We start from the raw sequence: 22,776 nt of genomic DNA, 5'->3' as shown, positions 1-22,776 counted from the left end.
GCAGCGCGACGTTCAAGGGTCAGAAACGCCGGGGAATGATCAGGGTAAAGCGGGCGCCCTGCAGGGTCGGGCTTTCATCGACGGTGACACTGCCCCCGTGCCAGGCCATGACCTTCTGCACGATGGACAGACCCAGGCCATATCCCCCCGAACGGCGGGTGCGGCTATCGTCGAGACGCGCAAAGGGCTTGAAGATATCCTGGCGGGCCTCGGGGGGGACCCCCTCGCCGTCATCTTCCACGTCGACACGCACCAGACGGCTTTCATCGTACAGGCTGACCTTGACGCGGGAGCGGGCATGGCGACAGGCGTTGGCCACCAGGTTCTGGATGGCACGCTGCAGATAGCGCAAGTCCGCGTGTATCTCCACTTCCGGTCCCGCCGCCAGCTGCACGTCGAGATTGCCGTGCAACGGCATCAAGGCATCGATCACTCGCTCGCAGGTATCGCGCAGCTCCACCGGTTCCGGTGTGGCATCCACCCCGTGGATGGTCTCGCTGTCCAGACGAGCGTAGGTCAGAATCTCGTCGATCAGATCATCAAGCTCATCGATATCACTATCGACCCCCTGCAGCTGGCGCCGGACCAGGGCGTCCTCGGACATGTCCTCGACCATCTGCACCGCAAAGCGTATCCGCGCCACCGGCGTCCTGAGCTCATGCGACACCGCACGAATCATGTCCTGCTGGGCGCGTAGCAGCGATTGCACCTGGGACGCCATACCGTTGAAGGCCATGCCGACACGTCCAAGGAAGTCGCCACTCTCGACCTTAACTCGGGTATCGAGACGACCACTGGCGAGTCGTGTCGCAGCCATTTCCAGACGCGCCATGCGCGCCTCGATGCCGCGTACGATCAAGTAGATGACGATGGCCAGAGCGCCCATCAGCAAGACCAGCATGGAAGCCAGCAGCGCAGGCGGCAGCGCCTCGTAACTTGCCATGGGGCCGACGGTCAGCCAGAACGGCGCCTCTCCCGGTGGCGAGACCTGCATGAACAGCACCACCGACCAGTGCTCGGGCAGCAGCTGCATCATCACTTCGCCCCCGGCCAGGCGCGACAGGTGACGCTCATCCAGCATGGTCGGCGGCGACTGACTGATCGACACCGCCAGATCCCCTGAGCTCAAACCATCGAGGCTGGACTGACGATCCTTGGCCGGGAGACTCGCCAACCACTCACCGCTGAGCTGGGTCAGGCCCCGCAGCTGGCGTTCCGACAGCCCTGACAGCGCCACCTGCAGCACCGCCCCGCCTCCCGGCATCAACCGCCAGAAGCGCCAGTCATGGGGACTGTCGCGATCCACCAATACGCCGCCGCGCTGTAACCGCAGGCGAGTAAAGTAGCTCGGCGACAAGGACGAAAGGGACACGATCGACATCGATATATCGAGCGCCTCGGAGCGCTCTTCCATCCACTGGCGACGCTCCGATCGAGGCAAACGATCGATCATCGTCGCCATCAGATTCATCGGAGCCTCAGCCAGCGTCTCGCGATAGTGCTCGATACGGATCTTGTCGATCAACGTCATGCCCGACATCGCCACGCCAAGCGCCAGCACCAGAGTCGCCGCCAGCATGACGTAGACCCGCAGGAAGGTACTGTCGGCAAGGGCGCGACGCATGCGCTCAGCTATCCTTCACAAACAGATAGCCCTTGCTTCTGACGGTCTTGATGCGATGCGGATGGTGGGGGTCATCACCGATCTTGGGGCGGATCCGCGATACCCGCACATCGATAGACCGATCCTGTCCGTCGTAGCGAATACCGCGAAGCTGAGAAAAGATCTCTTCCCGGGTCAACACGCGTCCGGCATGGCTCGCCAACAGCCAAAGCAGATCGAATTCTGCACTGGTCAGGTCGATACGCTCACCCTTCAACCAGGCTTCCCGGGTCGCATTGTCGATGTCCAGATCCTGGAACGACAGCCGGCTTTCGCCCCCGGCCTCTGCGCCGTCGAGTCGGCGCAGCAACGCGCGCATGCGTGCCAGCAGCACACGCGGCTGCACCGGCTTGGGCACGTAGTCGTCGGCGCCCATCTCGAGTCCCAGCACCTGATCCATGTCATCCGTGCGAGCGGTGAGCATCAGGATCGGGCCTGAGTAGTCGCTGCGTACACGGCGACAGATGGACAGGCCATCTTCCCCCGGCAGCATCAGGTCAAGGATCACCAGATCCGGCTGCAGCGACAGGATGCGATCGACTCCCTTACCGCCGTCCTCTTCCAGGCTCACGCGAAAGCCGTTGGCTTCCAGGTAGTCCCGTGTCAGACCAGCGAGACGCTCATCATCCTCGATGATGAGTACGTGATCCTGTTCTCGTTGCTCTGAGCGATCTTCCATAGGGTTTCTCATTCCTTGTGGCGAGTACCGGGCATGAAGCATGCCGGACAGACGACTGATACTAAGCAATGTCACACGCGATAACACAAGGATACCCGAAATTTTCGCCGTCGCCTGCCCTCTCTTCGGTCCCGTCCTGACGCTGCCTTACGCCTGCCAGCGGCACCAACACTGGCCTGGCTGGACGCCCCGGGATGCCCCTCTCCCAAGCGCTGCGACCGGCGTGACATTACCCACTTGATGAAGGCAAAAATGCACACTATCTTGTGTTCGTGGCCCGCCAAGGCACTACATAGTGTGCCTTTAGCAAGTCCACCGAAGGCTGTCAATCAGCACGGAACGACGCCTTCTCACGCCCTTTTCCACGACTCTTCTCGCCTTACAGGGAGCCTCGGCGCCATGGAAACCATCGCAAGCCCGGATCGACCGTCTGTCTCTGTCACTGCGCCCAACACATTGCGCGTGATCAAGCGCACCGGTGATGTGGTGCCCTTCGATGCCGGCAAGATCGCGGTGGCCATCAGCAAGGCCTTCATCGCCGTCGAGGGAGACAACGCCGCCACCTCGAGTCGGGTACGCGACTTCGTCAAGCACTCCGCAGAGGCCATCGAACACACCTTCGCCCGGCGCCTGGCGGATGGAGGCACCGTACATATCGAGGATATTCAGGATCAGGTCGAGCTAGTGCTGATGCGCAGTGGCGAGCAAAAGGTCGCCCGCGCTTACGTGCTCTATCGTGAAGAGCATGCCCGAGCCCGCCAGGACAGCGGCATCGCCAAGCCTCACCCCACGCTCAACGTTACCGCCGCCGACGGCAGCCGCCGCCCCCTCGACCTGGGACGCATAGAAACCCTGGTCTTCGACGCCTGCGAAGGGCTCGAGAACGTCGACCCGAACAAGATTGTTCAAGACTCCCTGAAGAACCTTTACGACGGCGTGACCATCGACGGCGTGTCGCAAGCGCTGATGATGACCGCCCGCACCCTGGTCGAGAAAGACCCCAACTACACCTACGTCACTGCTCGCCTGCTGCAGGACAACCTGCGCCGCGAGGCACTGTCGTTCCTCGAGGTGGCAGAAGACGCCACCTACGGTGACATGGCCAGGCTCTACACGCCGGCCTTCGTGCGCTATGTCGAGCGCGGGATCGAGTTCGAACAGCTCGACCCGGAGCTTGCCAACTTCGATCTGGAGCGTCTCGGCGAAGCCCTGGATCACCGCCGCGACAATCAGTTCACCTACCTCGGCCTGCAGACCCTCTACGATCGCTACTTCCTGCATCGTGACAATGTGCGCTACGAGCTGCCCCAGGTGATGTTCATGCGTGTCGCCATGGGCCTGGCATTGAAGGAAACTGAGCGTGAGGCCCGCGCCATTGAGTTCTACGAGCTGCTGTCGAGCTTTGACTACATGGCGTCGACACCCACCCTGTTCAATGCAGGCACCGTGCGCAGCCAACTCTCCAGCTGCTACCTGACCACCGTGTCCGACGACCTCGAGAGCATCTACGGCGCTATCCGTGACAACGCCATGCTGTCCAAGTGGGCCGGTGGTCTCGGCAATGACTGGACTCCTGTGCGCGCCCTGGGCTCCTACATCAAGGGCACCAACGGCAAGTCCCAGGGAGTAGTGCCGTTTCTCAAGGTCGTCAACGACACCGCCGTGGCGGTCAATCAGGGCGGCAAGCGCAAGGGCGCAGTCTGCGCCTACCTGGAGACCTGGCATCTGGATGTCGAGGAGTTTCTCGAACTGCGCAAGAACACCGGCGACGACCGGCGTCGCACCCACGACATGAATACCGCCAACTGGGTGCCGGACCTGTTCATGAAGCGGGTGTTCGACGACGAGCAGTGGACCCTGTTCTCGCCGTCCAGTTGCCCGGACCTGCATGACCTGTACGGCATTGCCTTCGAGAAGCGCTACACCGAGTACGAGGAAATGACCCGCAACGGTCAGATCACCCTGTACAAGCGGGTCAAGGCCAAGGACCTGTGGCGCAAGATGCTGTCGATGCTGTTCGAGACCGGCCATCCCTGGATCACCTTCAAGGATGCCTGCAATCTCCGCAGCCCGCAGAGCCATGCTGGCGTTGTGCACAGCTCCAACCTATGTACCGAGATCACCCTCAATACCTCCGCTGACGAAATTGCGGTGTGCAATCTGGGGTCGATCAACCTGGCCAATCACATCGTCGACGGCCAGCTGGAGGCCAGCAAGCTGAGTAAGACCGTGCGTACCGCCGTGCGCATGCTCGACAACGTTATCGACATCAACTACTACGCGGTGCCCCAGGCGCGACAGTCAAACCTCAAGCACCGTCCCGTGGGCCTTGGCCTGATGGGCTTCCAGGATGCGCTGTATGCCCAGGGCATCGCCTACGCCAGCGAGCAGGCAATCACCTTTGCTGATCGCTCCATGGAGCTGATCAGCTATCACGCCATCGAAGCGTCCAGTGACCTGGCTGCCGAGCGCGGGCGCTATGCCAGCTTCGAGGGGTCGCTGTGGAGTCAGGGGATTCTGCCGATCGACTCGATCGACAGGCTCAAGGCCGAGCGAGGCGAGCGCTTCATTGAGGTCGACACCAGCCAGACCCAGGACTGGGAACGCCTGCGCAGCAAGGTGCAGCAGCAGGGCATGCGCAACTCCAACGTCATGGCCATCGCCCCCACCGCCACCATCTCGAACATCTGCGGCGTCACCCAGTCCATCGAGCCGACTTACCAGAACCTGTTCGTCAAATCGAACCTGTCCGGCGAATTCACCGTGGTCAACGCCTACATGGTCAGCGACCTCAAGCAGCGCGGCCTGTGGGACGAGGTGATGATCAACGACCTCAAGTACTACGACGGCAGCGTCCAGCCTATCGATCGTATCCCGGACGACCTCAAGGCCAAGTACGCCACTGCCTTCGAAGTCGAGCCAAAGTGGCTGGTCGAGGCGGCCGCGCGACGTCAGAAATGGATCGATCAGGCCCAGTCGCTGAACCTCTACATCCAAGGGGTATCCGGCAAGAAACTGGACGTGACCTATCGCATGGCCTGGTTTCGAGGACTCAAGACCACCTACTACCTGCGGGCGCTGGGCGCCACCTCGGTGGAGAAATCCACGGTCAACCGCGGCAAGTTGAATGCCGTCGCCAACGGCGCTTCCGCTGATGCGCCCACCGCGGCTTCCTCGCCCAGTGTCGACACCGCGGTCGAGGGAGAGCCCCGGGGCATCGATGATTTCCTCAAGGGCAAGGGCGGCCAACGTCCTCCCTCCGCCGGCGATATCGATGAACTAGGCTGCGAGGCCTGCCAGTAATCCGGACCACCACGCTCGGTCCTGTGGGCAAGCCCCGCAGGCCAGGCCGAGGCGACCTGACACCCCTGCCGACGCCCTGCGCGTCGGCCGATCAGACGATCGGGAGAGAGCCACAATGCTGAACTGGGACGAGTTTCACGAGGACGACACCGCCACCGCCGAAGTTCCGGAACCGCAAAAGGTACCGGAACCGCAAAAGGCACCACAGCCGGCAACGGCCCCGGTCACCGAACCAGCGGTCGAGGCGAAAGAGGCGGTGCGCGAAAGCACTGGCCACTATGGCGTCGCCGATCAGAATCGCCTGGCCCGCGCACGCCAGGCCCTTGAGGAGCTCGACGTGGCGGCAGGTCTCGAAGAGCTCGAGATGGGCGCGGCGCGTATCCAGGTCGATGACAAGCAGATGATCAACGCCCGCGCCGACCTCAATCAGCTGGTGCCGTTCAAGTACGAGTGGGCCTGGCAGAAGTACCTGGACGGCAGCGCCAACCACTGGATGCCCCAGGAAGTGAACATGAACGCGGACATCGCGCTATGGAAGAGCAACGACGGCTTGACCGCCGACGAGCGCCGTATTGTCGAACGTTCGCTGGGCTACTTCTCCACCGCCGACTCCCTGGTCGCCAACAATCTGGTGCTGGCCCTGTATCGCCTGATCACCAACCCGGAATGCCGCCAGTACCTGCTGCGCCAGGCTTTTGAGGAAGCGATCCACACCCACGCCTACCAGTACTGCGTGGAGTCGCTTGGCATGGACGAAGGCGAAGTCTTCAACATGTATCGCGAAGTGCCTTCCGTGGCCTCCAAGTCCGCCTGGAGCCTGAAACATACCCAGTCCCTGGCGCGCCCGGACTTCCACACCGGCACCGTAGAGACCGATCAGGAACTGCTGCGCAACCTGATCGCCTTCTACTGCGTCACCGAAGGGATCTTCTTCTACTGCGGCTTCAGCCAGATCCTGTCCATGGGTCGTCGCAACAAGATGACCGGCGTGGCCGAGCAGTTTCAGTACATCCTGCGTGACGAGTCGATGCACCTGAACTTCGGCGTCGACATGATCAACCAGATCAAGATCGAAAACCCGCATCTGTGGACACCCGAGTTTCAGGATGAGGTCACGCAGATGATCCTCGAGGGCACCGAGCTCGAGATCAGCTACGCGCGTGACACCATGCCTCGAGGGGTGCTGGGCATGAACGCGGCCATCATGGAAGAGTACCTGCACTTCATCTGCAACCGCCGCCTGGCCCAGATTGGCCTGAAAGAGCAGTTCCCCGGCGCCCAGAACCCCTTCCCGTGGATGAGCGAGATCATCGACCTGCGCAAGGAAAAGAACTTCTTCGAGACCCGCGTCACCGAGTATCAGGTCGGCGGCGCACTGAGCTGGGATTGACACCGTGGGACGCCCAGGCCGCATGCCACGGGCGTCTTCATCTTGAGCTGTGAACGGCATCCGCTTGCGAGCGGGTGATGGCGAGACCCCAAGATCTAGCCACCTAGTGAGAGGGCAATACCATGACAGTGTCCAACGCAACACCACAGCAGCACCAGCACGACACTCGCGCCTGGCAGACCGCACTGGACCAGGCCCTGGCTGCCCATGGCGGCGAGCGCGCCCTGGCTCGCTACGACCACCTGGCCCATGCCTTCCCCGCCCCTGAGTATGACCCCCACGATGATCACCACCCCCACCTGAACCTGGACGCCTTGAAGCGCTGGGCGCTGTATCGTGGCTGGCGCGCTCAGCCGGACACCGATCGCGTGGGGCTGGCCAGCACGCCACCGATTCGCTTTACCCGGCTATCACGACATCGCATTACCAGCCATTAAGGCTTCGAGAGACGTGACAGCGCTCACTGACGGTCATCACCGCGAGGGAGCGCTGTCGCATGGCGTTTCATCCAGCCTGTGACACGCCAACCTCAGCGGCTGCGCCGACGCCCGATCCAGCCGCTACCGACCAGCATGCCCAGGGTAATCAGCCCCGCGGCACCGGCCAGCCACAGACTGGGGGCGGCATAGCCAGTGACCACCAGCACCAGCGTCGACAGCAGCGGCGTAAAGTAGGCAAGGAAGCCCAGCAGGCGTAGATCGCCCTGCTTGACCCCGATATCCCAGGTAAAGAACGCGCTGCCTACCGGGCCCAGACCCAGGGCAATGACACCGAGCCAAGCGCTGCCCTCGGGCCAACGAGTCGTCTCGAAGGCCAGGTGACAGATCGCTGCCAGTATCGCCGTGGCCAGACAGAAGCCACCCACGGCGGCGGTCGGCACCTTGCTGGTGGCCCGGGACAGTACCGAGTAACCGCTCCACACAAAGGCACTGGCAAAGGCGGCAACGTAGCCAAGCAGGCTGCCACCGGCATTGACATCACCGCCGATCAGTAACACCGCACCACAGAAGCCCAGCACACTGCCGATGACGTGATAGCCGCGCAGGCGCTCGCCGGGTAACAGCGCTACCATCAGCACGATCAGCAGCGGCCACAGGTAGCTGATCAAGCCAGCGTTGGCAGGCGGAGCATTCTGCTGAGCGACGAAATACAGGGCGTGATAGCCAAACAACCCACCGACACCCAGCGCCCAGATCAGTGGCGGCTGGCGCATCGGCGCGATGACCGCCTCTCCCCGCAGGCGCTGATAGACTACGAAGCAGACGAAGGCCACCGCAAACGCCAAGGCGGTCAACAGAAATGGCGGCACCGGACCGGCCAGCTGGGTAAACAGCGACAGCATGGCCCAGTTGAGCACGGTGGTAGCGCCAATCAAGGTGGCCCGGCGTCGCAGATCAGGACGCGCTGCGATGTCACCGCTGGATGAGGATGAAGAAACAGACATGAGGACCTCCACACAGACGAGGACTCGAGTGTGTGCGGCGCACGCCATCATGTCTTGTACGATTCTGACCTTTGCAAGACCTGCTGGGCGGTCTGTTGTCGCCAGCGCCCCGGCGGCATGCCGTGGGCCTCACCAAAGACCCGGGTAAAATGTGCTGCATCGTGAAAACCACAGGCCAGGGCAATCTCGCTGAGGGAGACGGGCATGGCCCTCCCCTGCGCGCCAGTGCCCATCAGCAGCTGACGGGCCAAGATCAGACGCTCGCGGCGTAGCCAGGCCGCCGGTCCCATGCCCATCAGGACGCGAAATTGACGCGCAAAGACGGCCTCGGACAGGTGACAGAGGCTGGCCATGTCGCTGACCCGCCATGGCTGCTCCAGACGACGACGGACCTCTGGCAACAGTCTGAGCAGACTTAGCCGCTGGGACGGCAACGGCTTGCCCCCCCCTGCGTCAAGCGCTGTCGCCAAGGTCAGCAGCCACTGAGCCAGCCGAGGTACATCCGCAGGGCCCGTAGGCGCGGCGGTCGCCAGTGCTGTGGGGACCTTGATCCCCGACAGGCGGCGGCTCGCCCCTCGGCCGGATTCAAACAAGGATTCGATACCCAGGGCATGGCACCACTCCACCGGGAGATCGAGCACCAGGACGTCGTTGTCCGCGGGGGCGAGATAATGATGCAGGTCACCGCTGGGGACCGGTGCCAGCACGCCTTCGCTTACCCGCAGACACCGACCGGCCACCTCCAGCTCGACCATGCCACCTTGCCCCAGCAGCAGTTGCTGGTAGTCATGCCGGTCACTGAGCACCCTATCCGGGTAGCTACGCCGTTCGATTACTGGAGCGTCAAGCATCATTGCAAGGTCATGTCCCAAAGCCAGACCTTCAGTCTAGCCCTCGCGCCGTCGCCCTGGAAACCTGGGCGCCAGCTGATCCAGGTCAAACGCACTTCCTTGGCAGAAGCGATACCCTCTCATTTACAACCCCGCCAGGCTCTGATAGAGATGTCTGTCGGAGGTCCTCTCCATGGAACATGCAGGAGGTCCGTCATGGCGACATCCAAGAGTGTCATCAAGCGCGTTTACGTTCCCACCCACGTCAAGACCCTGCCCAACGGTGAACGGGTAAAGGTCCCGGGCCACTACAAGAAGGTCCCGACGGCACACTAGTTCGCGTTTGCCACGCCCTGGAGCCGTCGATCGCTGACCGCTGTCACGCGTTGCTGATTCTGTCACTCTAGATCCAGCCACCCTTGACCCCGTCACACTGATCCAGTCACCCAGACTCCGTCATCCAAGGATCAGGCGGAAGACGGCTCCCGACACACCCGCCACCAGCCAAGTCCTGCCGGCACGCCGAAGAGTAGCGCATGCACCAGCAGCTCCTCCCCCAGGGCATAGCCGTGTGACAACCCGACGCTTAAGTTCCAGGCACAGACTCCCAGCCATGCCAGGCTAAAGACCCACATCGCGGTATGCTGACGAGGCTTTGGACAGGTCCAGAGCAACAGCAAGACCAGTGCCACGCCAATGATGATCATGATCAGCAGACGCATCTCCCCCTCCTCCTGCCAGTCAAGCGAAGCGCACCGACGGCGCTTTGCCATGGATGTTGACGCAGCCAGTCATCGCCATGACCGCGCGAGACACAACGACTCGCTATTCAGGCATCGAGTTCGGCGTCATCACGATCAACTGTGACGCCCCTTGCCGATGCTTCAGCGCCACGACGAGATACGACGTCCCTGGTGCTTCGGTGAACGTCCACAGCCCCTCTACGGCACCGCCAGCAAGGGACTGTGTGCCCAAGGCTTGGCCAGTGTCGGGCTGCAGGAAAAACAGCCTCGAGGCACTGCTGGCACCGACGACAACGGTGTTGTCGATCGTGACAGGCGCGGTCAAGCCAGTCGCCCCCATCAAACGTCGCGGTGAGAACCGCGACGGCTTCAGGTGGTGAACGTCCAGGCCCGACACCGTGGACACCCACTCCCCCGTTGTCGAAGGCCCGAGGCTGACACGCGCCACCGCCCCCCAAGGGGGCGTTTGGCACCATGGCCACGCAAGCCTGCCCCCGTCGCGGCTGACCAGGCCAGTGCTGGCAAGCAGGTAAGAGCCTTCGTCCGGCGAGCCGAAGATCGTTTGTCGTGACCAGGGCGGTGCCATGGGCGGATGCACGAGCAGGTCCGCGAGCAGGTCTGTCAGCGGAGCCGGCAGCGCACTGGGAAGGCCGTGATCCCGAGTGCGCTGGCGCAGTCGACACCAGAGTTGATCAACGGGGGTGAGCCCCCAGGCATCTCGCTCAGCCGCGCCAGCCGTTGTCAGCGCTGTGTTGCGCCAAGGCTCCTCGGCCAAGGGCGGTGAAGCGGCCAGCACCTCGTGGGACAGTATCTCCCCGGTCAACCGGTCGAATAGCGTCAACCCGGCGGCGGTGTCAGCCACCATCACCAGCGCTGTCGCGTCAGGCTGTTCCTCTCTGCCGCCGGCATCTTCCCCAGCGCCGGCGAGACCTGCCTCTTCTGCCGTCAGTGTCATCAAGGCAGCCGTGCCAGACGCGGTGATACCGCCCAGCATCTCGGTCTGCCACAGGACGGTGCCATCGCTGATATCCACTGCCTGTATCAGGCTTCCTGCGTCGCCGGTAGGCACCCTGGCGGCGGACGACACGATCAGGCGATTCAGTGCCTGATCGACCGCCAGCAGTCTGTCGCCACCTGCCGCGTCTCCCCAGCTCCACAGGCTCTCTCCCGAGCCGCTGTCGAGCAGTTGGAGGGCGGGGCCATCCTCCATGGCAGATGCCACTATCGCGCCATCGGTCACCTGCAACGCCGCCAGCGACGTCGCTTCGACGGTGGTCATCCCGGCCGCGGCAAAGCTCTCGCAGGGCCTGCCGGTGTCGGCGTCCAGCGCCAGCAAAGTGCCGGATGAGGAGGCGACAAACAGCCGCTGCGGACACATCAAGTCGGTCTCGCTGATACCGCTCTCACCGGCGCCTTCATGGGTGGATGCCAATTCCAGGGGATCCCCTTCTTGCTCTCCTGGGATGGGTACAAACACCCCCGCCGCGCCCTCGACGGGGCCTTGCCAGGCATCATGAAAGGCCAGATACGCGCAGCGTTCCCCGGCGACATCGCCTTGCCACTGGTAGGCCCATAGCGGCTCTCCCGTGGTGGCTCGGCGTGCCATCACTCCCTGCTGGGTGCAGACAAACAGCTGCTGCTGATCATCCGACAGTGCCAGGGACGACACCCCTGCCGTCAGCTCGGTGTGCCAGACGTCGGTCAGTGCGAACGGCGCATGAGCACGATCACCTTGCTGCCACGCCTCGACGATATGCGGTGCCGCCGCCAGCAGCGGTAGCGCCAGACCAACGATCGACGTCAGCCCGGTTCCCTGACGACCGAGGCCAGTGGCGCCGCGAGACCACCATGGCAGGAGCAACACCAGTCCCAGCAAGGCCGGGGCCCAGAGCCGAGGTATCAAGCGCCAGGCATCTAGCCCCACCTCCCACAGCGCCCAACCAAGCGTGCCGGCGAGCAACGCCGCATACACCGTCAAGGTGCCGCGCCAGCGCCCCATCAACCCTGCGGCCACGGCCACCAGCCCCGCGGCAGATACCACGTAATAGACACTGCCGCCCTGAGCCAGCAGCAGCGCTCCCGCCAGTAGCTGCACCAATGCCACTACAGCCAGCACCAGTCCCAGCATGATGGAAGGCCCCTTGGCAGCCCGACGGTTATCCATTGAGTGCATCTCCTTTCGTCCCTGACGGCCACGAGGCAAGTCGTCGCCTCAGCTCTCGCGACGTGCAGCTTCAGAATAGAAGCTGCCGGTGATCACTGCGACCCACGTGGCGTACCGTGCAGAGGCACGCCAAATGCCTGGCGTGAGGCGACGAACATGGCATGATGTGCCATCCATCCGTTGCTCCAGAGGAACACGCCGATGAATCTGTACGGCGATACCCGTTCGGGAAACTGCTACAAGATCAAGCTGCTGGCCTCGCTGCTCGACATCCGAATGGTGTGGATCGGCATCGATATCCTGGCCGGTGACACCCGTGAAGAGGATTTTCTCGGGCGTAATCCCAACGGCAAGATTCCCCTTCTTGAGCTGGATGACGGACGCTTTCTGGCAGAGTCCAACGCGATTCTCCACTACCTGGCCGGCGGCAGTGATTGGCTACCGCAGGACCGCTTTGAACATGCCAAGGTGCTGCAGTGGCAATACTTCGAACAGTACAGCCATGAACCCTATATCGCCGTTGCCCGCTTCATCTCGCTGTATCTTGGCCTGCCTGATGAACGCAAGGCCGAGTACGAAGCCAAGAAAGAGGGCGGCTACAAGGCGCTGAAGGTCATGGAGCGTCAGCTGGAAGCGACGCCTTATCTGGTCGGCGACCGCCCGACCATTGCGGATATTTCGCTGTATGCCTATACCCACGTTGCCCATGAAGGCGGCTTCTCGCTGTCGACGCTTCCCGGCATACGGGCCTGGCTCGAGCGCATTCAAGCGCTGCCGGGGTATGTCTCCCTCGGTGACGAGGCGCTCCCTGCCTGAGCCGTTGAGGTGGCCATGGTCAATGACCGGCCGGCCCGGTCGGTCATCTCTCATTGTCGGATATCAGGTATGCTGGTGGCTTCTTGCAACGCCGTAACGGAGTCACGACTTGGCCACCGCCCTCCTTTTTAACGTCTTGATTTTTCTTGCTGCAGCCGTGGTGGTGGTGCCCGTCATCAAGCGCCTGGGGCTGGGAGAGGTGCTGGGCTACCTGATCGCCGGGGTACTGATTGGCCCGTCTGCCCTCGGCCTGGTGCCTGACGCGGAAGGCGTGCTGCAGTTTTCCCAGGTCGGCATCGTCTTCCTGCTGTTTGTCATCGGCCTGGAACTCAAGCCGGCGCGTCTCAAGCTGATGCGTAAACCGGTGTTCGGCTTCGGTTCGCTGCAGGTCGCCATCACCACCCTCGTGCTCGGCGTCACGGCTCTCGCGCTAGGCCTGTCTCCGGTCGCGGCGGCCGTCGTCGGCTTCAGCCTCGGACTGTGCTCCACCCCGCTGGTCCTGCATCTGCTCGGTGAGCGCCAGGAGCTCAACAGTCGCCACGGGCGCAAGGCGTTCTCCCTGTTGCTGTTTCAGGACATGGCCGCCATCCCGGTGCTGGCCGTGATCCCGATCCTCGGCGCGGATAGCCTGGCCGCCGGAGGAGTGATGTCAGCGCTCAAGGAGGTGGCGATTGCGGTCGCCGCCTTCGCCGGCCTTATCTTCGGGGGACGCAAGCTGTTGCCGCCGCTGTTTCGCAGAGCGGCCGCCACCGAAAGCCGCGAGGTGTTTGCCGGCATGTCGCTGCTGGTCTTGATTGGTGCCGCCTTGCTGATGGAGCTGGCAGGCCTGTCGATGGCCCTGGGGGCATTTATTGCCGGCATTCTGCTGGCCGACTCTGAATACCGCCACAGTATCGAGGCAGATATCGAGCCCTTCAGAGGCCTCTTGCTAGGTCTGTTTTTCATGGCCGTGGGCATGACCGCCCAGATCGGGCTGCTGGCCGAGACCCCGGGGCTGGTCCTGGGGCTGACCGCACTGCTGCTGGTGGCCAAGGGCGCCAGTCTGATGCTGGCGGCACGCGCCTATGGCTGTGGCTGGCGCGAGACCACCACCCTGGGGGTGCTGCTATCTCAAGGTGGCGAGTTTGCTTTCGTGGTCCTGACCGCGGCCGGCAGCGCAGCGCTGCTGGAGACCAGTCTCGTCAGCCTGCTGGTGCTGGTCGTGTCGCTGTCCATGGCCACCACGCCGGTACTGTTTCTCGGCTATGAGCGGTGGATCCGCCCGCTGTTCAAGAAACCTCGTCCGAAGCGCCAGTTCGACGCCATGGACGACGACTCACCCAGGATCATCCTGGCGGGATTCGGTCGCTTTGGTCAGGTGATGGGACGCGCGCTCCAGGGACTCGAGATTCCCTACACGATTCTCGACATCAACGCCGACCACGTGGATTTCGTGCGACGCTACGGCAACAAGGTCTACTTTGGCGACGCCACCCGTCTCGACCTGCTGGAGGCCGCAGGGGCTCGCCAGGCCCAGGTACTGGTAGTGGCGGTGGGTGATCCCGAGATTTCCATGCGTATCATCCAGCGTGCCAGCAAGCGCTTTCCCCACCTCAAGATCTACGCTCGCGCGCGGGATCGTCAGCATGCCCAGCGGCTGATGCGAGCCAAGGTGGATTACGTGCTGCGCGAGCTGCTGCCAGCCAGTCTCGAGATGACCCGAGAAGTGCTGATCGGGCTGGGCATTCCGCGGGACAAGGCCCAACAGACCATCGATACCTTCCGCCCCCATGATGAAGATACCCTGCGGCGACAGCTCGAAGTCTTCGGCAATGAGAAGAAGCAGATGCAGACCATCCGACAGGCGGCCAAGGAACTCGAGACGTTGTACGAAGCGGACGAAGACATCCTGCGCAGGGTCGATGAAATTCCTTCGAGGGCCAGCACCGAGCCCCCCGCCTCCCATCCCCCTGAACGCTAAGGGTCGGGCGAACTCACCTGACGCGGCTGCCACCAGGACGGCAGCCTTTCGCGCACCTCCGGCCAGGCGAAGCGATCATCCAGCAACACCAGCGTGCCGCTGTCCTCTGGCCCGCGGATCACACGTCCGGCGGCCTGAATCACCTTGATCAGCCCAGGAATTCGATAGGCGTAGTTGTCGCCCTGGCCAAAGCGCGCCTCGAGGCGTGACTTCAAGGCCTCCTGGCGAGCGTCGCTGGGAGGCAAGCCCAGGGTCGCCACAAAGGCACCGATCAGCCGATCTCCCGGCAGGTCCACGCCCTCCGAGAAGACACTGCCCAACACCGCAAACGCAATACCACAGCCTCCCGGTGCAAAGTCGGCCAGAAACGCTTCACGCTCGGCTTCGTCCATACCGCGACGCTGCACCCGCCGGGGAATCTCCGGGTAGGCATCGGCCATGGCGGCGACCACTCTATCCAGATAGGCAAAGCTCGAGAAAAACGCCAGGTAGTGGCCGGGTCGCCGCTGATACTGGGCTGCCATCATCTCGATGATACCCGGCAGCGACTGTTCCCGGTGGCGGTAGCGGGTCGACAGATGGGTGCAGATCCTGACGTCGAGCTGCTCGGCAGTGAAGGGAGATTCGACCTCGGCCCACACGCTGTGGGCCGGTAGTCCCAGCAAGTCTTGCTGGTAGCGTGGCGGAGCCAGCGTCGCCGAGAACAACACGCTGGCATGGGCGGCTGCAAAGCGCGGAGCGAGAAAGTCGCCAGGCACCTGATTGACGATGGCAAGTCGGGCGCGACCTCGCCCCCGGCGGGTCAACTCGCACATGGAGTGGTCGCCGAATCGCTCGGCCAGGCGAGAGAATGCCAACGCCTCGAACAACGCATCGGTCAGGGCGGGCCGGGTATCTTCAGGATGCTCTCCCAGATGATCACCGATGGCACCGCTCAACCCTTGCAGGGCCTGCAGAAACTCTGCCGGAATCGTCCCCAGGGTCATCCAGCGCGGTGCATCCCGAGAGCCCGGCTGGTCGCCGCCATGTTCCCGCACCACCGCCTGCCACTGCCGCACAACCCGCGCCAGAGGCTGTTTCAGCGCGGCGGGCGCCTCCTTGCTCAGGCGTGCCAGACTGCGCTGATCGATACTGGCCGAATACATGCCCCGCGCTCTATCGATCAGATTGTGCGCCTCGTCCACCAGCAGCGCCAGGCGCCATTGGCGCGCCTGAGCCAGGCCATGCAGCAGAGCGCTAGAGTCGAAGTAGTGATTGACGTCCCCCACCACCAGGTCGCACCAGCGTGCCATTTCCTGGCCCAGATAGTAGGGGCACAGACGATGCGCCAGCGCCACCTCTCGCAGCCCGGCGCGATCCAGCCTGGCGTGGGCGACGGCGGCCTGGCGCGCTTGGGGCAGTCGATCATAGAAGCCCTGCGCCAATGGACAGCTATCACCGTGACAGGCCAGATCAGGGTGTTCGCAGGCCTTGTCTCGCGCGACCAGCTCCAGCACACGAAGCCGCCGCTCGGGGCCTGGATCCAGCTGATTGACGGCTGACAACGCCAGCTGCCGCCCGGTGGTCTTCATGGTCAGGAAAGCCACGCGATCGAGGCCATGCCGTGGCATGGCCTTCAACGCCGGAAACAGGCTGCCCAGGGTCTTGCCGATCCCGGTCGGCGCCTCGACCAGCAAGGCCTTGCCGGTGGCCACCGCCTTGTAGGTGGCTTCCGCCATCTGGCGTTGCCCGGGACGAAAGTCGAGATACGGAAAGCGCAGGCCCTGCAGGGCACTGTCGCGGCGGCGTCGATGGCGCGCCTCGCTCTTGGCCCAGTGCAGATAGTCGTGACAGGCCGCAGCGAGCTCCTGCCACAGCTGTGAGGCGGATGCCTCACAGCTGAGAAGAGTTTCACGACCTGTCACCAGATCGAGGTAGACCAAGGCCAGGGTGATGCGCTCACGCCGCTGCTGGCGACACCACAGCGCGCCGTAGGCGCGCACCTGCGCCCAGTGCAGCGCCCGCTGGTTGTCGGCCATGCGAGCCAGGCGCCCGCGGTGGGTCTTGATTTCCTCGAGCCGTGAACCGTCGTCGGCCACACCATCGATGCGCCCTCTCAGGTGTAGCCCTGCCAGCGTTCCTTCGACGGCCACTTCACTGCGGTAGCCCTCACCGCGGCGGGCCACCACCTGGGCATGACCGTCGATGCCCTCGCGGAAGCTGGGGGCTGGCGTAAAGCGATGATCAAGGTCTCCCCGACGTGCCGTGAAGTCGCACAGCTCACGCACCGCCACCGACATCACCAGGCTATCGTCAGCGACACTGCCGGATAGCCCTTCTCGTTCTGCCTCAGGCAAAGCGTCTGGATCGTCCGGGCAGCGCGAGTCGTCACTCATCATGCCACCGCACATGACACACCGACACCGCAATCCCGTGGCGATGAAAATGCTCAAGCCAGCGTTTCTGGTTGTCCTGCAGACGGTCTCCTGGCGCCTTGATCTCGATCAGGCGATAGCGGGGCTCGCCCTCAGCTGCCGCTGGAAAGAACTGGATCAGGTCTGGCCAGCCGGCCCGATTGGCCTTTACATCCTCCAGCATGCGGGTGAAAAAGACCCGAAGATCTGCGGCATCGATGCACTCGAGCGCCACATCCAGCAGCGTGGCATCCAGCACCTCCCAGTGTACAAACGGATTGGCGATGCCCCGCTTCTGTTCCCAGCGCCGACGTATCTGGGAGACGTGGGCCTGGTCGTCCAGCGCAGACAGGCAGGCATCGAACCGCTCTCGGCGACGTCTCACGAAGTCCGCGCGATAAAGGTCTGCAGGCCCACGATGAAACGGATGAAAGAAGGCCCCCGGCAAGGGGGTGAAAATGACATCCCAGCACAACAGGCCAAACAGTCCGGCGATCAAGTGATTCTCGACGTAGAACACCGGCGCGCCATCCTCGCTGAGATGATCTCGCACAGCGCGCTCGACGCAACCGCTGTCATTCAGCGCACGGGACGGCAGCGATAGCTGCCACAGCGTGATATCCGCGAGCGCTGCGCGCTCCTGCCGGGGCAGCCCGAGCCGGCGTCTCAGCCGCGGCACCAGGCGCTCCAACGCCTGGTGCTCAGCCTCATCCTGCGGCGACTCGAGCGCCTGTTCCGCCAGTTCCATGGCCTGCTGGTCATGACCAAGACGCTCCAGCAGGCGCAGCCGCTTGACCCTGGCCTCACCGGGACCCGCCAGGGCGTACGCCTCCAAGGCCAGGGCGTCGTGGCCAGCCCGCTGGGCCTGCTGACCCAGTCTCAGCAGCAGGCGCGCCCGTCGCGATCTCAGCCACGCATTGTCATCAGGCAGCTCAGGCACATCGGCCCATACCGACGCCACGTCCTCGCCTTGCTCGAGGCGCTCGCGCAGGTGGTGCAGCTGAAGATAGGTGTCGACCTCCTGTCGCTGTTGAAAGCCGCGAGAAGCGGGATCGAGTGCCACCTGTTCGTAGCGCATGTGCCCGAGCTCCGCCATGACGAAGTCCGACCAGCTTTGCCGCAGGTTGCCGAAGAACATCAGGCGCAGGCGATCACAGACCTCCATCACGGTCAGTCTCCACAGGCCATCGTTGCTGTCCGGCCACCACTGACTCCAGCGCTGGGGACCCAGCAAGGACGGCGTCTCATCCGCCGACCTATCCGAGGCATCCGCCGACCTATCCAAGGCATCCGCAGACCTATCCTGGGCATCCGCCGATTTATCCTGGGCATCCGCCGATTTATCCTGGGCATCCGCCAGCGCCTGAGCCAAGCGGGTCTTCGATACCGAGGCCGGGAGCTGATGATCCGGCAAACGTGGCACCAGGACCCGTCGCGCCTCAGCAAGACGCAATTGCGTCATCAGCTCGACATGGCTCACTACCGGATCCGCCGCGATCAGTTCGGCGGCGGCCAGTTCCTCCAGGGCGAGGCCAAGATCCCCCACTTCCACGTAATCGAGCCGGGACGTACGAAACAGCTCTCCCTTGCGCGACACCATGCGCACCAACAGCGCTTGAGCAGGTTCGGGGAGACCATCGAATTGCGCGATGAAATCACGTTCAGGAGCGGCCAGCAGATCGCCGTGTCGGCTACTCACCCACGCCAGCACATACTGGAAATGGCGCAGGTAATAGAAGGGGTCGTCGCGCAGGTCTGAAGGTAGCTGCGGCAGGTCAGGAGTCATGGCGGCATCTTATCAAGGATGCCCTATCACGCCCAAGCGCCCACTGACGGGCAATGTCCTTGCCGCCTAGCTGACCACCTGGAGAGAGGGTGGGCGACGTCCGCTACCGCCATGGACATTTACTTTTGCTGCTAAGCATTGATGAGCAGTTGCTGGAGAAAGCCATTTCAGCAAAAGCCGAGTCTGTAATGCCAGTCTATGCTGGTGACACTGAAAACGGCGGAACATGCGGCAGGTAGCGCGAGCGAGTTAGATAGCGGCAGGTATCGCAAGCGCCTTCGATAGATAGTAGATAGATACCAAGGCGCCGATACCCCGTACTGATGACAACATATCGACAACCACGTACTGATCGAGAGACAGAGGAAGCGACTCATGCCCCAACAGAAGACCGCCATCATCACCGGATCGACCAGCGGTATCGGACTTGGCATCGCCGAGGGGTTCGCCAAGGCAGGCATCAACCTGGTCATCAACGGTATCGAAGCGGCGTCAGACGTGGAGACCACCCGGTTGGAGCTTGAGAAACACGGCGTCAAGGTGGTCTACGACAACGCCAACATGATGGAGCCGAGCGAGATCAGCGCCATGCACAAGCGCGCCGAAGCCACGTTCGGCGCCGTCGACATCATCGTCAACAACGCTGGCATACAGCATGTGGCACCGGTGGACGAATTTCCTGAAGACAAGTGGAACGCCATCATCGCCATCAATATGAATTCGGCCTTTCACCTCACCAAGGCCGCTTTGCCTGGCATGAAGGCCCGAGGCTGGGGGCGAGTGATCAACATTGCCTCGGCTCATGCCCTCGTTGCCTCTCCCTACAAGTCGGCCTACGTGGCCGCCAAGCATGGGGTCTTGGGATTGACCAAGACGGTAGCACTGGAAGTTGCCGAACAGGGCATTACCGTCAACGCCATCTGTCCTGGCTATGTGCTGACGCCGCTGGTCGAGAAGCAGATCCCGGATACCGCCAAGGCACGCGGCATCTCCGAGGATTCGGTCATTCGCGACGTGCTGCTGGCCAACCAGCCCACCCGTGAATTCGTCACCACAGAGCAATTGGCGGCCACCGCCCTGTTCCTGTGTTCTGACGGCGCCGCCTCCATGACCGGCATCGCCTTGCCGGTGGATGGCGGTTGGACAGCACATTGACCCTCCTTGTGCTGGGCTGATGATGCGTAGACAGCACATCGACCGAAACGGCAGCGTTAAGCGGTCAGCTGAAAGGGCCTTACGAAAGGCCTTATAGGAAGGTCTTACAAGAAGGTCTGGTAAGAAGGTCTCAAGGACGGTCTTGTGCAAGACCGCTGCACCACAGGAGAAGGTGATGGCCAAGCCACCCAAGAAGATCAATCTGGCATTACAAGGCGGAGGCGCCCATGGCGCCTTCACCTGGGGGGTTCTGGACGCCCTGCTCGACGACCCCTGCATCGAGATCGAAGCCATTTCAGGCACCTCCGCTGGTGCCATGAACGCCGTTGTTCTGGCCGATGGCCTGGTTCAGGGCGGGCGCGAAGCCGCCAGGGAAAAGCTGGAAACCTTCTGGAGAGCGGTCTCCAAGGCAGCACGATTCAGCATTCTGCAGCGCACCCCTTGGGACCGACTCAGTGGCAACTGGAGTCTCGACTACTCACCGGGCCACGTCTACTTCGACCTGATGACGCGCTTTTTCTCGCCGAGTCAGTTCAACCCGATGAAGTACAACCCCCTTCGGGACATCATCATCGAGCAGGTGGACTTCGATAACGTCTGCGGCTGTGACCAGATGAAGGTCTTCGTCGCCGCCACCAATGCCGAAACAGGACGGGTCAAGATCTTCAACCGCCAGGAACTGACACCGGACATGGTGATGGCGTCTGCCTGTTTGCCGTTTCTGTTCGAGGCTGTGGAAGTCGATGGCGTGCCTTACTGGGATGGCGGGTATTCAGGTAACCCTCCGCTGTTCCCGTTCTACCAGACAACAGAGTCTCGCGACATTCTGATCGTGCAGATCAATCCGGTAGAGCGCGAAGGATCACCCATCAGCGCGCAGGAGATCCTCAATCGGACCAACGAGATCACCTTCAATGCCAGCCTGCTGAAAGAGCTGCGAGCCTTGGCCTTCGTCAAGCGTTTGATCCATGAAGGCCATCTTGATCCGGACACCTATCGCGACATGCTGGTCCACATCATCGACAGCCAGGACCTGCTGAAGCCGCTGGGCGCTTCATCCAAGCTCAATGCGGAGTGGGAGTTCCTGTGTCTGCTTCGTGACAGAGGTCGCCAACGTGCCCAGGCATGGATCGAGCAACACTACGACGATATCGGTAAGCGAGATAGCGTCGACCTGAGAGAGATGTTTGACGGTATCCACTGACCCAAGGCGACCGGAACGGCAGGCCTGTTGGCATGGGGCGAGCGAGCAGAGCGCGCCCTTTCTCGGAAAAGCGAAAGAGCATAGCAGCGCCAGTAAGGCATGGCCTCTGGCGCTGACAAAGCCGGGCCATTGTGGAGCGCTGCCTCAACCAGCCAATGGCCATCGAGAGTCCTGATATCACGCTTGCCGAGGTGCACCCAAGACAAGAAGAGTGCGGCGCAAAACAGCAAAGAAAGACACGAAGATCAGTTGAAGTGTGCCGGATGAAAGATAGGCCATCACGGGCACGACAGATGCAACGATATGAAACGGTCGTATGTTTTAAACAGACCTCAACTACCGGTAGATGTGGATGCGCGTCATCCCATGCACACATGCACAACGAGGACGCAGGAATCATGAGCTCACACCCAACATCACCCAATATGGAAAAAGGCCTCGCCTTCTTCAGGCAACACAATCCTGCGGCCGCCCAGGCGCTGGAAGAAAAGCTTGGTGACTTTGCGCCGGACCTGATGCGCCTGGTGGCCGAATTTCCGTTTGGCGAAATGTACGGTCGTGACGGGCTGGAGCCCAAGGTGCGCCAAGCCGCCACGCTATCGGCCCTGGCCTGCGGCGGCCATGACACCCAGTTGCGCATTCATATCGGTATTGCGCGTTCCCTAGGATTCAGCCGTGACGAATTGGTCGAGCTTTTTATGCAGCTTGCGCCTTACGCCGGTTTCCCCGTAACGATCAATGCCGTACTCGCCGTCAAAGACATCTATCCCGAGTCATGACATCACCCCGGTGATACACGACCCACCCCAACGTAGCGTAAAAAGGAGTCACGCCATGTTTGACCATCAGCAAAATCCGCCCATGGAACCGGTTGACGAAACCGATACTACCCTGGCATTCATCGACCTGGCCGACGTCAAGCTGCCCGCTGGCGCCGCACCGCTGGAGCAGCGTCATCTGCGCTTCCGTCGTGTCGACGTTGGTCCCGGCGGCATCGTTCCCTACCACTCCCACGAAAACCGCCCGGCCATTCTGTTCGTGTTCCAGGGGGAAATCGTCGAGTACAACTCAAAGCACGAGGAGCCGCGTGTGCACAGAGCTCCGTCCATCATCGCCGAGTTCAACGAGATCTGGCACTGGTGGAAGAACGAGTCCGATGGCGACGTCATCATCTATGCCGCCGACCTGGCCGAAACCGAGAAGTGCGCCGAAGGCGAGTGCTAAGACTCGCGGGTGGGGCTAGCTG

At 62.5% G+C, this 22,776-nt stretch carries 17 protein-coding genes; 9 read left to right on the top strand and 8 right to left on the bottom strand.

The window, feature by feature from the left end; all coding sequences use genetic code 11:
* Positions 1-19: 19 nt before the first annotated feature.
* Together KUW18_RS07050 and KUW18_RS07045 are read right to left on the bottom strand one after the other, a co-directional pair.
* Complete coding sequence (locus tag KUW18_RS07050; protein ID WP_206941679.1) at positions 20-1,624, bottom strand: ATP-binding protein; 1,605 nt, start codon at positions 1,622-1,624, stop codon at positions 20-22.
* A gap of 4 nt (positions 1,625-1,628) precedes the next feature.
* Positions 1,629-2,342 (bottom strand): winged helix-turn-helix domain-containing protein, encoded by a 714-nt coding sequence (locus KUW18_RS07045; protein ID WP_206941680.1) that lies wholly within the window; start codon positions 2,340-2,342, stop codon positions 1,629-1,631.
* A gap of 399 nt (positions 2,343-2,741) precedes the next feature.
* Between KUW18_RS07045 and KUW18_RS07040 the strand changes: the two genes are divergently transcribed.
* The 3 genes from KUW18_RS07040 to KUW18_RS07030 all read left to right on the top strand — a co-directional run bounded on the left by KUW18_RS07040 (position 2,742) and on the right by KUW18_RS07030 (position 7,472).
* Entirely contained in the window at positions 2,742-5,645 is a 2,904-nt protein-coding gene (locus tag KUW18_RS07040; protein ID WP_222561084.1) for a ribonucleoside-diphosphate reductase subunit alpha, read from the top strand.
* Positions 5,646-5,760: 115 nt separating this feature from the next.
* Positions 5,761-7,035: a ribonucleotide-diphosphate reductase subunit beta gene (locus KUW18_RS07035; protein WP_222162564.1), complete on the top strand. Its 1,275-nt coding sequence runs from the start codon at positions 5,761-5,763 to the stop codon at positions 7,033-7,035.
* A gap of 122 nt (positions 7,036-7,157) precedes the next feature.
* On the top strand, positions 7,158-7,472 hold the full coding sequence (locus KUW18_RS07030; RefSeq protein ID WP_222162563.1) for a hypothetical protein: 315 nt from the start codon (positions 7,158-7,160) through the stop codon (positions 7,470-7,472).
* A 92-nt stretch (positions 7,473-7,564) separates the two neighbouring features.
* Here the strand turns inward: KUW18_RS07030 and KUW18_RS07025 are convergent, their stop codons facing one another.
* The 4 genes from KUW18_RS07025 to KUW18_RS07010 form a co-directional block, all read right to left on the bottom strand.
* Complete coding sequence (locus KUW18_RS07025; RefSeq protein ID WP_222561083.1) at positions 7,565-8,479, bottom strand: DMT family transporter; 915 nt, start codon at positions 8,477-8,479, stop codon at positions 7,565-7,567.
* 47 nt (positions 8,480-8,526) lie between these two features.
* Positions 8,527-9,333 (bottom strand): helix-turn-helix transcriptional regulator, encoded by an 807-nt coding sequence (locus KUW18_RS07020; protein WP_261396462.1) that lies wholly within the window; start codon positions 9,331-9,333, stop codon positions 8,527-8,529.
* Between the two features lie 443 nt (positions 9,334-9,776).
* Entirely contained in the window at positions 9,777-10,031 is a 255-nt protein-coding gene (locus KUW18_RS07015) for a hypothetical protein (RefSeq protein WP_222162561.1), read from the bottom strand.
* A 103-nt stretch (positions 10,032-10,134) separates the two neighbouring features.
* Complete coding sequence (locus KUW18_RS07010; protein ID WP_222561082.1) at positions 10,135-12,216, bottom strand: PQQ-binding-like beta-propeller repeat protein; 2,082 nt, start codon at positions 12,214-12,216, stop codon at positions 10,135-10,137.
* Positions 12,217-12,417: 201 nt separating this feature from the next.
* Between KUW18_RS07010 and KUW18_RS07005 the strand changes: the two genes are divergently transcribed.
* Both KUW18_RS07005 and KUW18_RS07000 read left to right on the top strand, forming a co-directional pair.
* A complete protein-coding gene (locus KUW18_RS07005) occupies positions 12,418-13,032 on the top strand; it encodes a glutathione S-transferase family protein (RefSeq protein ID WP_222561081.1) in 615 nt (204 codons plus the stop codon).
* Between the two features lie 109 nt (positions 13,033-13,141).
* Complete coding sequence (locus tag KUW18_RS07000) at positions 13,142-14,992, top strand: monovalent cation:proton antiporter-2 (CPA2) family protein (RefSeq protein WP_206941689.1); 1,851 nt, start codon at positions 13,142-13,144, stop codon at positions 14,990-14,992.
* On the opposite strand, the gene KUW18_RS06995 is transcribed toward KUW18_RS07000, so the two are convergent.
* Both KUW18_RS06995 and KUW18_RS06990 read right to left on the bottom strand, forming a co-directional pair.
* On the bottom strand, positions 14,989-17,271 hold the full coding sequence (locus tag KUW18_RS06995; protein WP_222561283.1) for an ATP-dependent DNA helicase: 2,283 nt from the start codon (positions 17,269-17,271) through the stop codon (positions 14,989-14,991). The genes KUW18_RS07000 and KUW18_RS06995 overlap by 4 nt on opposite strands.
* An 88-nt stretch (positions 17,272-17,359) precedes the next feature.
* On the bottom strand, positions 17,360-19,171 hold the full coding sequence (locus KUW18_RS06990) for a VRR-NUC domain-containing protein (RefSeq protein ID WP_222561080.1): 1,812 nt from the start codon (positions 19,169-19,171) through the stop codon (positions 17,360-17,362).
* A 375-nt stretch (positions 19,172-19,546) separates the two neighbouring features.
* Between KUW18_RS06990 and KUW18_RS06985 the strand changes: the two genes are divergently transcribed.
* The 4 genes from KUW18_RS06985 to KUW18_RS06970 all read left to right on the top strand — a co-directional run bounded on the left by KUW18_RS06985 (position 19,547) and on the right by KUW18_RS06970 (position 22,754).
* On the top strand, positions 19,547-20,326 hold the full coding sequence (locus KUW18_RS06985) for a 3-hydroxybutyrate dehydrogenase (RefSeq protein WP_222162558.1): 780 nt from the start codon (positions 19,547-19,549) through the stop codon (positions 20,324-20,326).
* Between the two features lie 175 nt (positions 20,327-20,501).
* Positions 20,502-21,530, top strand: a complete 1,029-nt coding sequence (locus KUW18_RS06980) for a patatin-like phospholipase family protein (protein WP_206941695.1) — start codon at positions 20,502-20,504, stop codon at positions 21,528-21,530.
* Positions 21,531-21,928: 398 nt separating this feature from the next.
* A complete protein-coding gene (locus tag KUW18_RS06975) occupies positions 21,929-22,309 on the top strand; it encodes a carboxymuconolactone decarboxylase family protein (RefSeq protein WP_222162556.1) in 381 nt (126 codons plus the stop codon).
* Positions 22,310-22,364: 55 nt separating this feature from the next.
* A complete protein-coding gene (locus KUW18_RS06970) occupies positions 22,365-22,754 on the top strand; it encodes a cupin domain-containing protein (protein ID WP_206941700.1) in 390 nt (129 codons plus the stop codon).
* Positions 22,755-22,776 lie beyond the last annotated feature (22 nt).

Source organism: Halomonas sp. DP5Y7-2, from assembly GCF_019802025.1.
Taxonomy (GTDB): Bacteria; Pseudomonadota; Gammaproteobacteria; order Pseudomonadales; family Halomonadaceae; genus Halomonas; species Halomonas litopenaei_A.
Note: the sequence above shows the minus strand (reverse complement) of the source record. Positions and strands in the feature narration are given on the sequence as shown.

Bases quoted from the DNA above. Each gene is read 5' to 3' on its own strand.
- KUW18_RS07050 (WP_206941679.1), bottom strand. From the start codon at position 1,624: ATGCGTCGCGCCCTTGCCGACAGTACCTTCCTGCGGGTCTACGTCATG.
- KUW18_RS07045 (WP_206941680.1), bottom strand. From the start codon at position 2,342: ATGGAAGATCGCTCAGAGCAACGAGAACAGGATCACGTACTCATCATC.
- KUW18_RS07040 (WP_222561084.1), top strand. From the start codon at position 2,742: ATGGAAACCATCGCAAGCCCGGATCGACCGTCTGTCTCTGTCACTGCG.
- KUW18_RS07035 (WP_222162564.1), top strand. From the start codon at position 5,761: ATGCTGAACTGGGACGAGTTTCACGAGGACGACACCGCCACCGCCGAA.
- KUW18_RS07030 (WP_222162563.1), top strand. From the start codon at position 7,158: ATGACAGTGTCCAACGCAACACCACAGCAGCACCAGCACGACACTCGC.
- KUW18_RS07025 (WP_222561083.1), bottom strand. From the start codon at position 8,479: ATGTCTGTTTCTTCATCCTCATCCAGCGGTGACATCGCAGCGCGTCCT.
- KUW18_RS07020 (WP_261396462.1), bottom strand. From the start codon at position 9,333: ATGATGCTTGACGCTCCAGTAATCGAACGGCGTAGCTACCCGGATAGG.
- KUW18_RS07015 (WP_222162561.1), bottom strand. From the start codon at position 10,031: ATGCGTCTGCTGATCATGATCATCATTGGCGTGGCACTGGTCTTGCTG.
- KUW18_RS07010 (WP_222561082.1), bottom strand. From the start codon at position 12,216: ATGGATAACCGTCGGGCTGCCAAGGGGCCTTCCATCATGCTGGGACTG.
- KUW18_RS07005 (WP_222561081.1), top strand. From the start codon at position 12,418: ATGAATCTGTACGGCGATACCCGTTCGGGAAACTGCTACAAGATCAAG.
- KUW18_RS06995 (WP_222561283.1), bottom strand. From the start codon at position 17,271: ATGTCGGTGGCGGTGCGTGAGCTGTGCGACTTCACGGCACGTCGGGGA.
- KUW18_RS06990 (WP_222561080.1), bottom strand. From the start codon at position 19,171: ATGACTCCTGACCTGCCGCAGCTACCTTCAGACCTGCGCGACGACCCC.
- KUW18_RS06985 (WP_222162558.1), top strand. From the start codon at position 19,547: ATGCCCCAACAGAAGACCGCCATCATCACCGGATCGACCAGCGGTATC.
- KUW18_RS06980 (WP_206941695.1), top strand. From the start codon at position 20,502: ATGGCCAAGCCACCCAAGAAGATCAATCTGGCATTACAAGGCGGAGGC.
- KUW18_RS06975 (WP_222162556.1), top strand. From the start codon at position 21,929: ATGAGCTCACACCCAACATCACCCAATATGGAAAAAGGCCTCGCCTTC.
- KUW18_RS06970 (WP_206941700.1), top strand. From the start codon at position 22,365: ATGTTTGACCATCAGCAAAATCCGCCCATGGAACCGGTTGACGAAACC.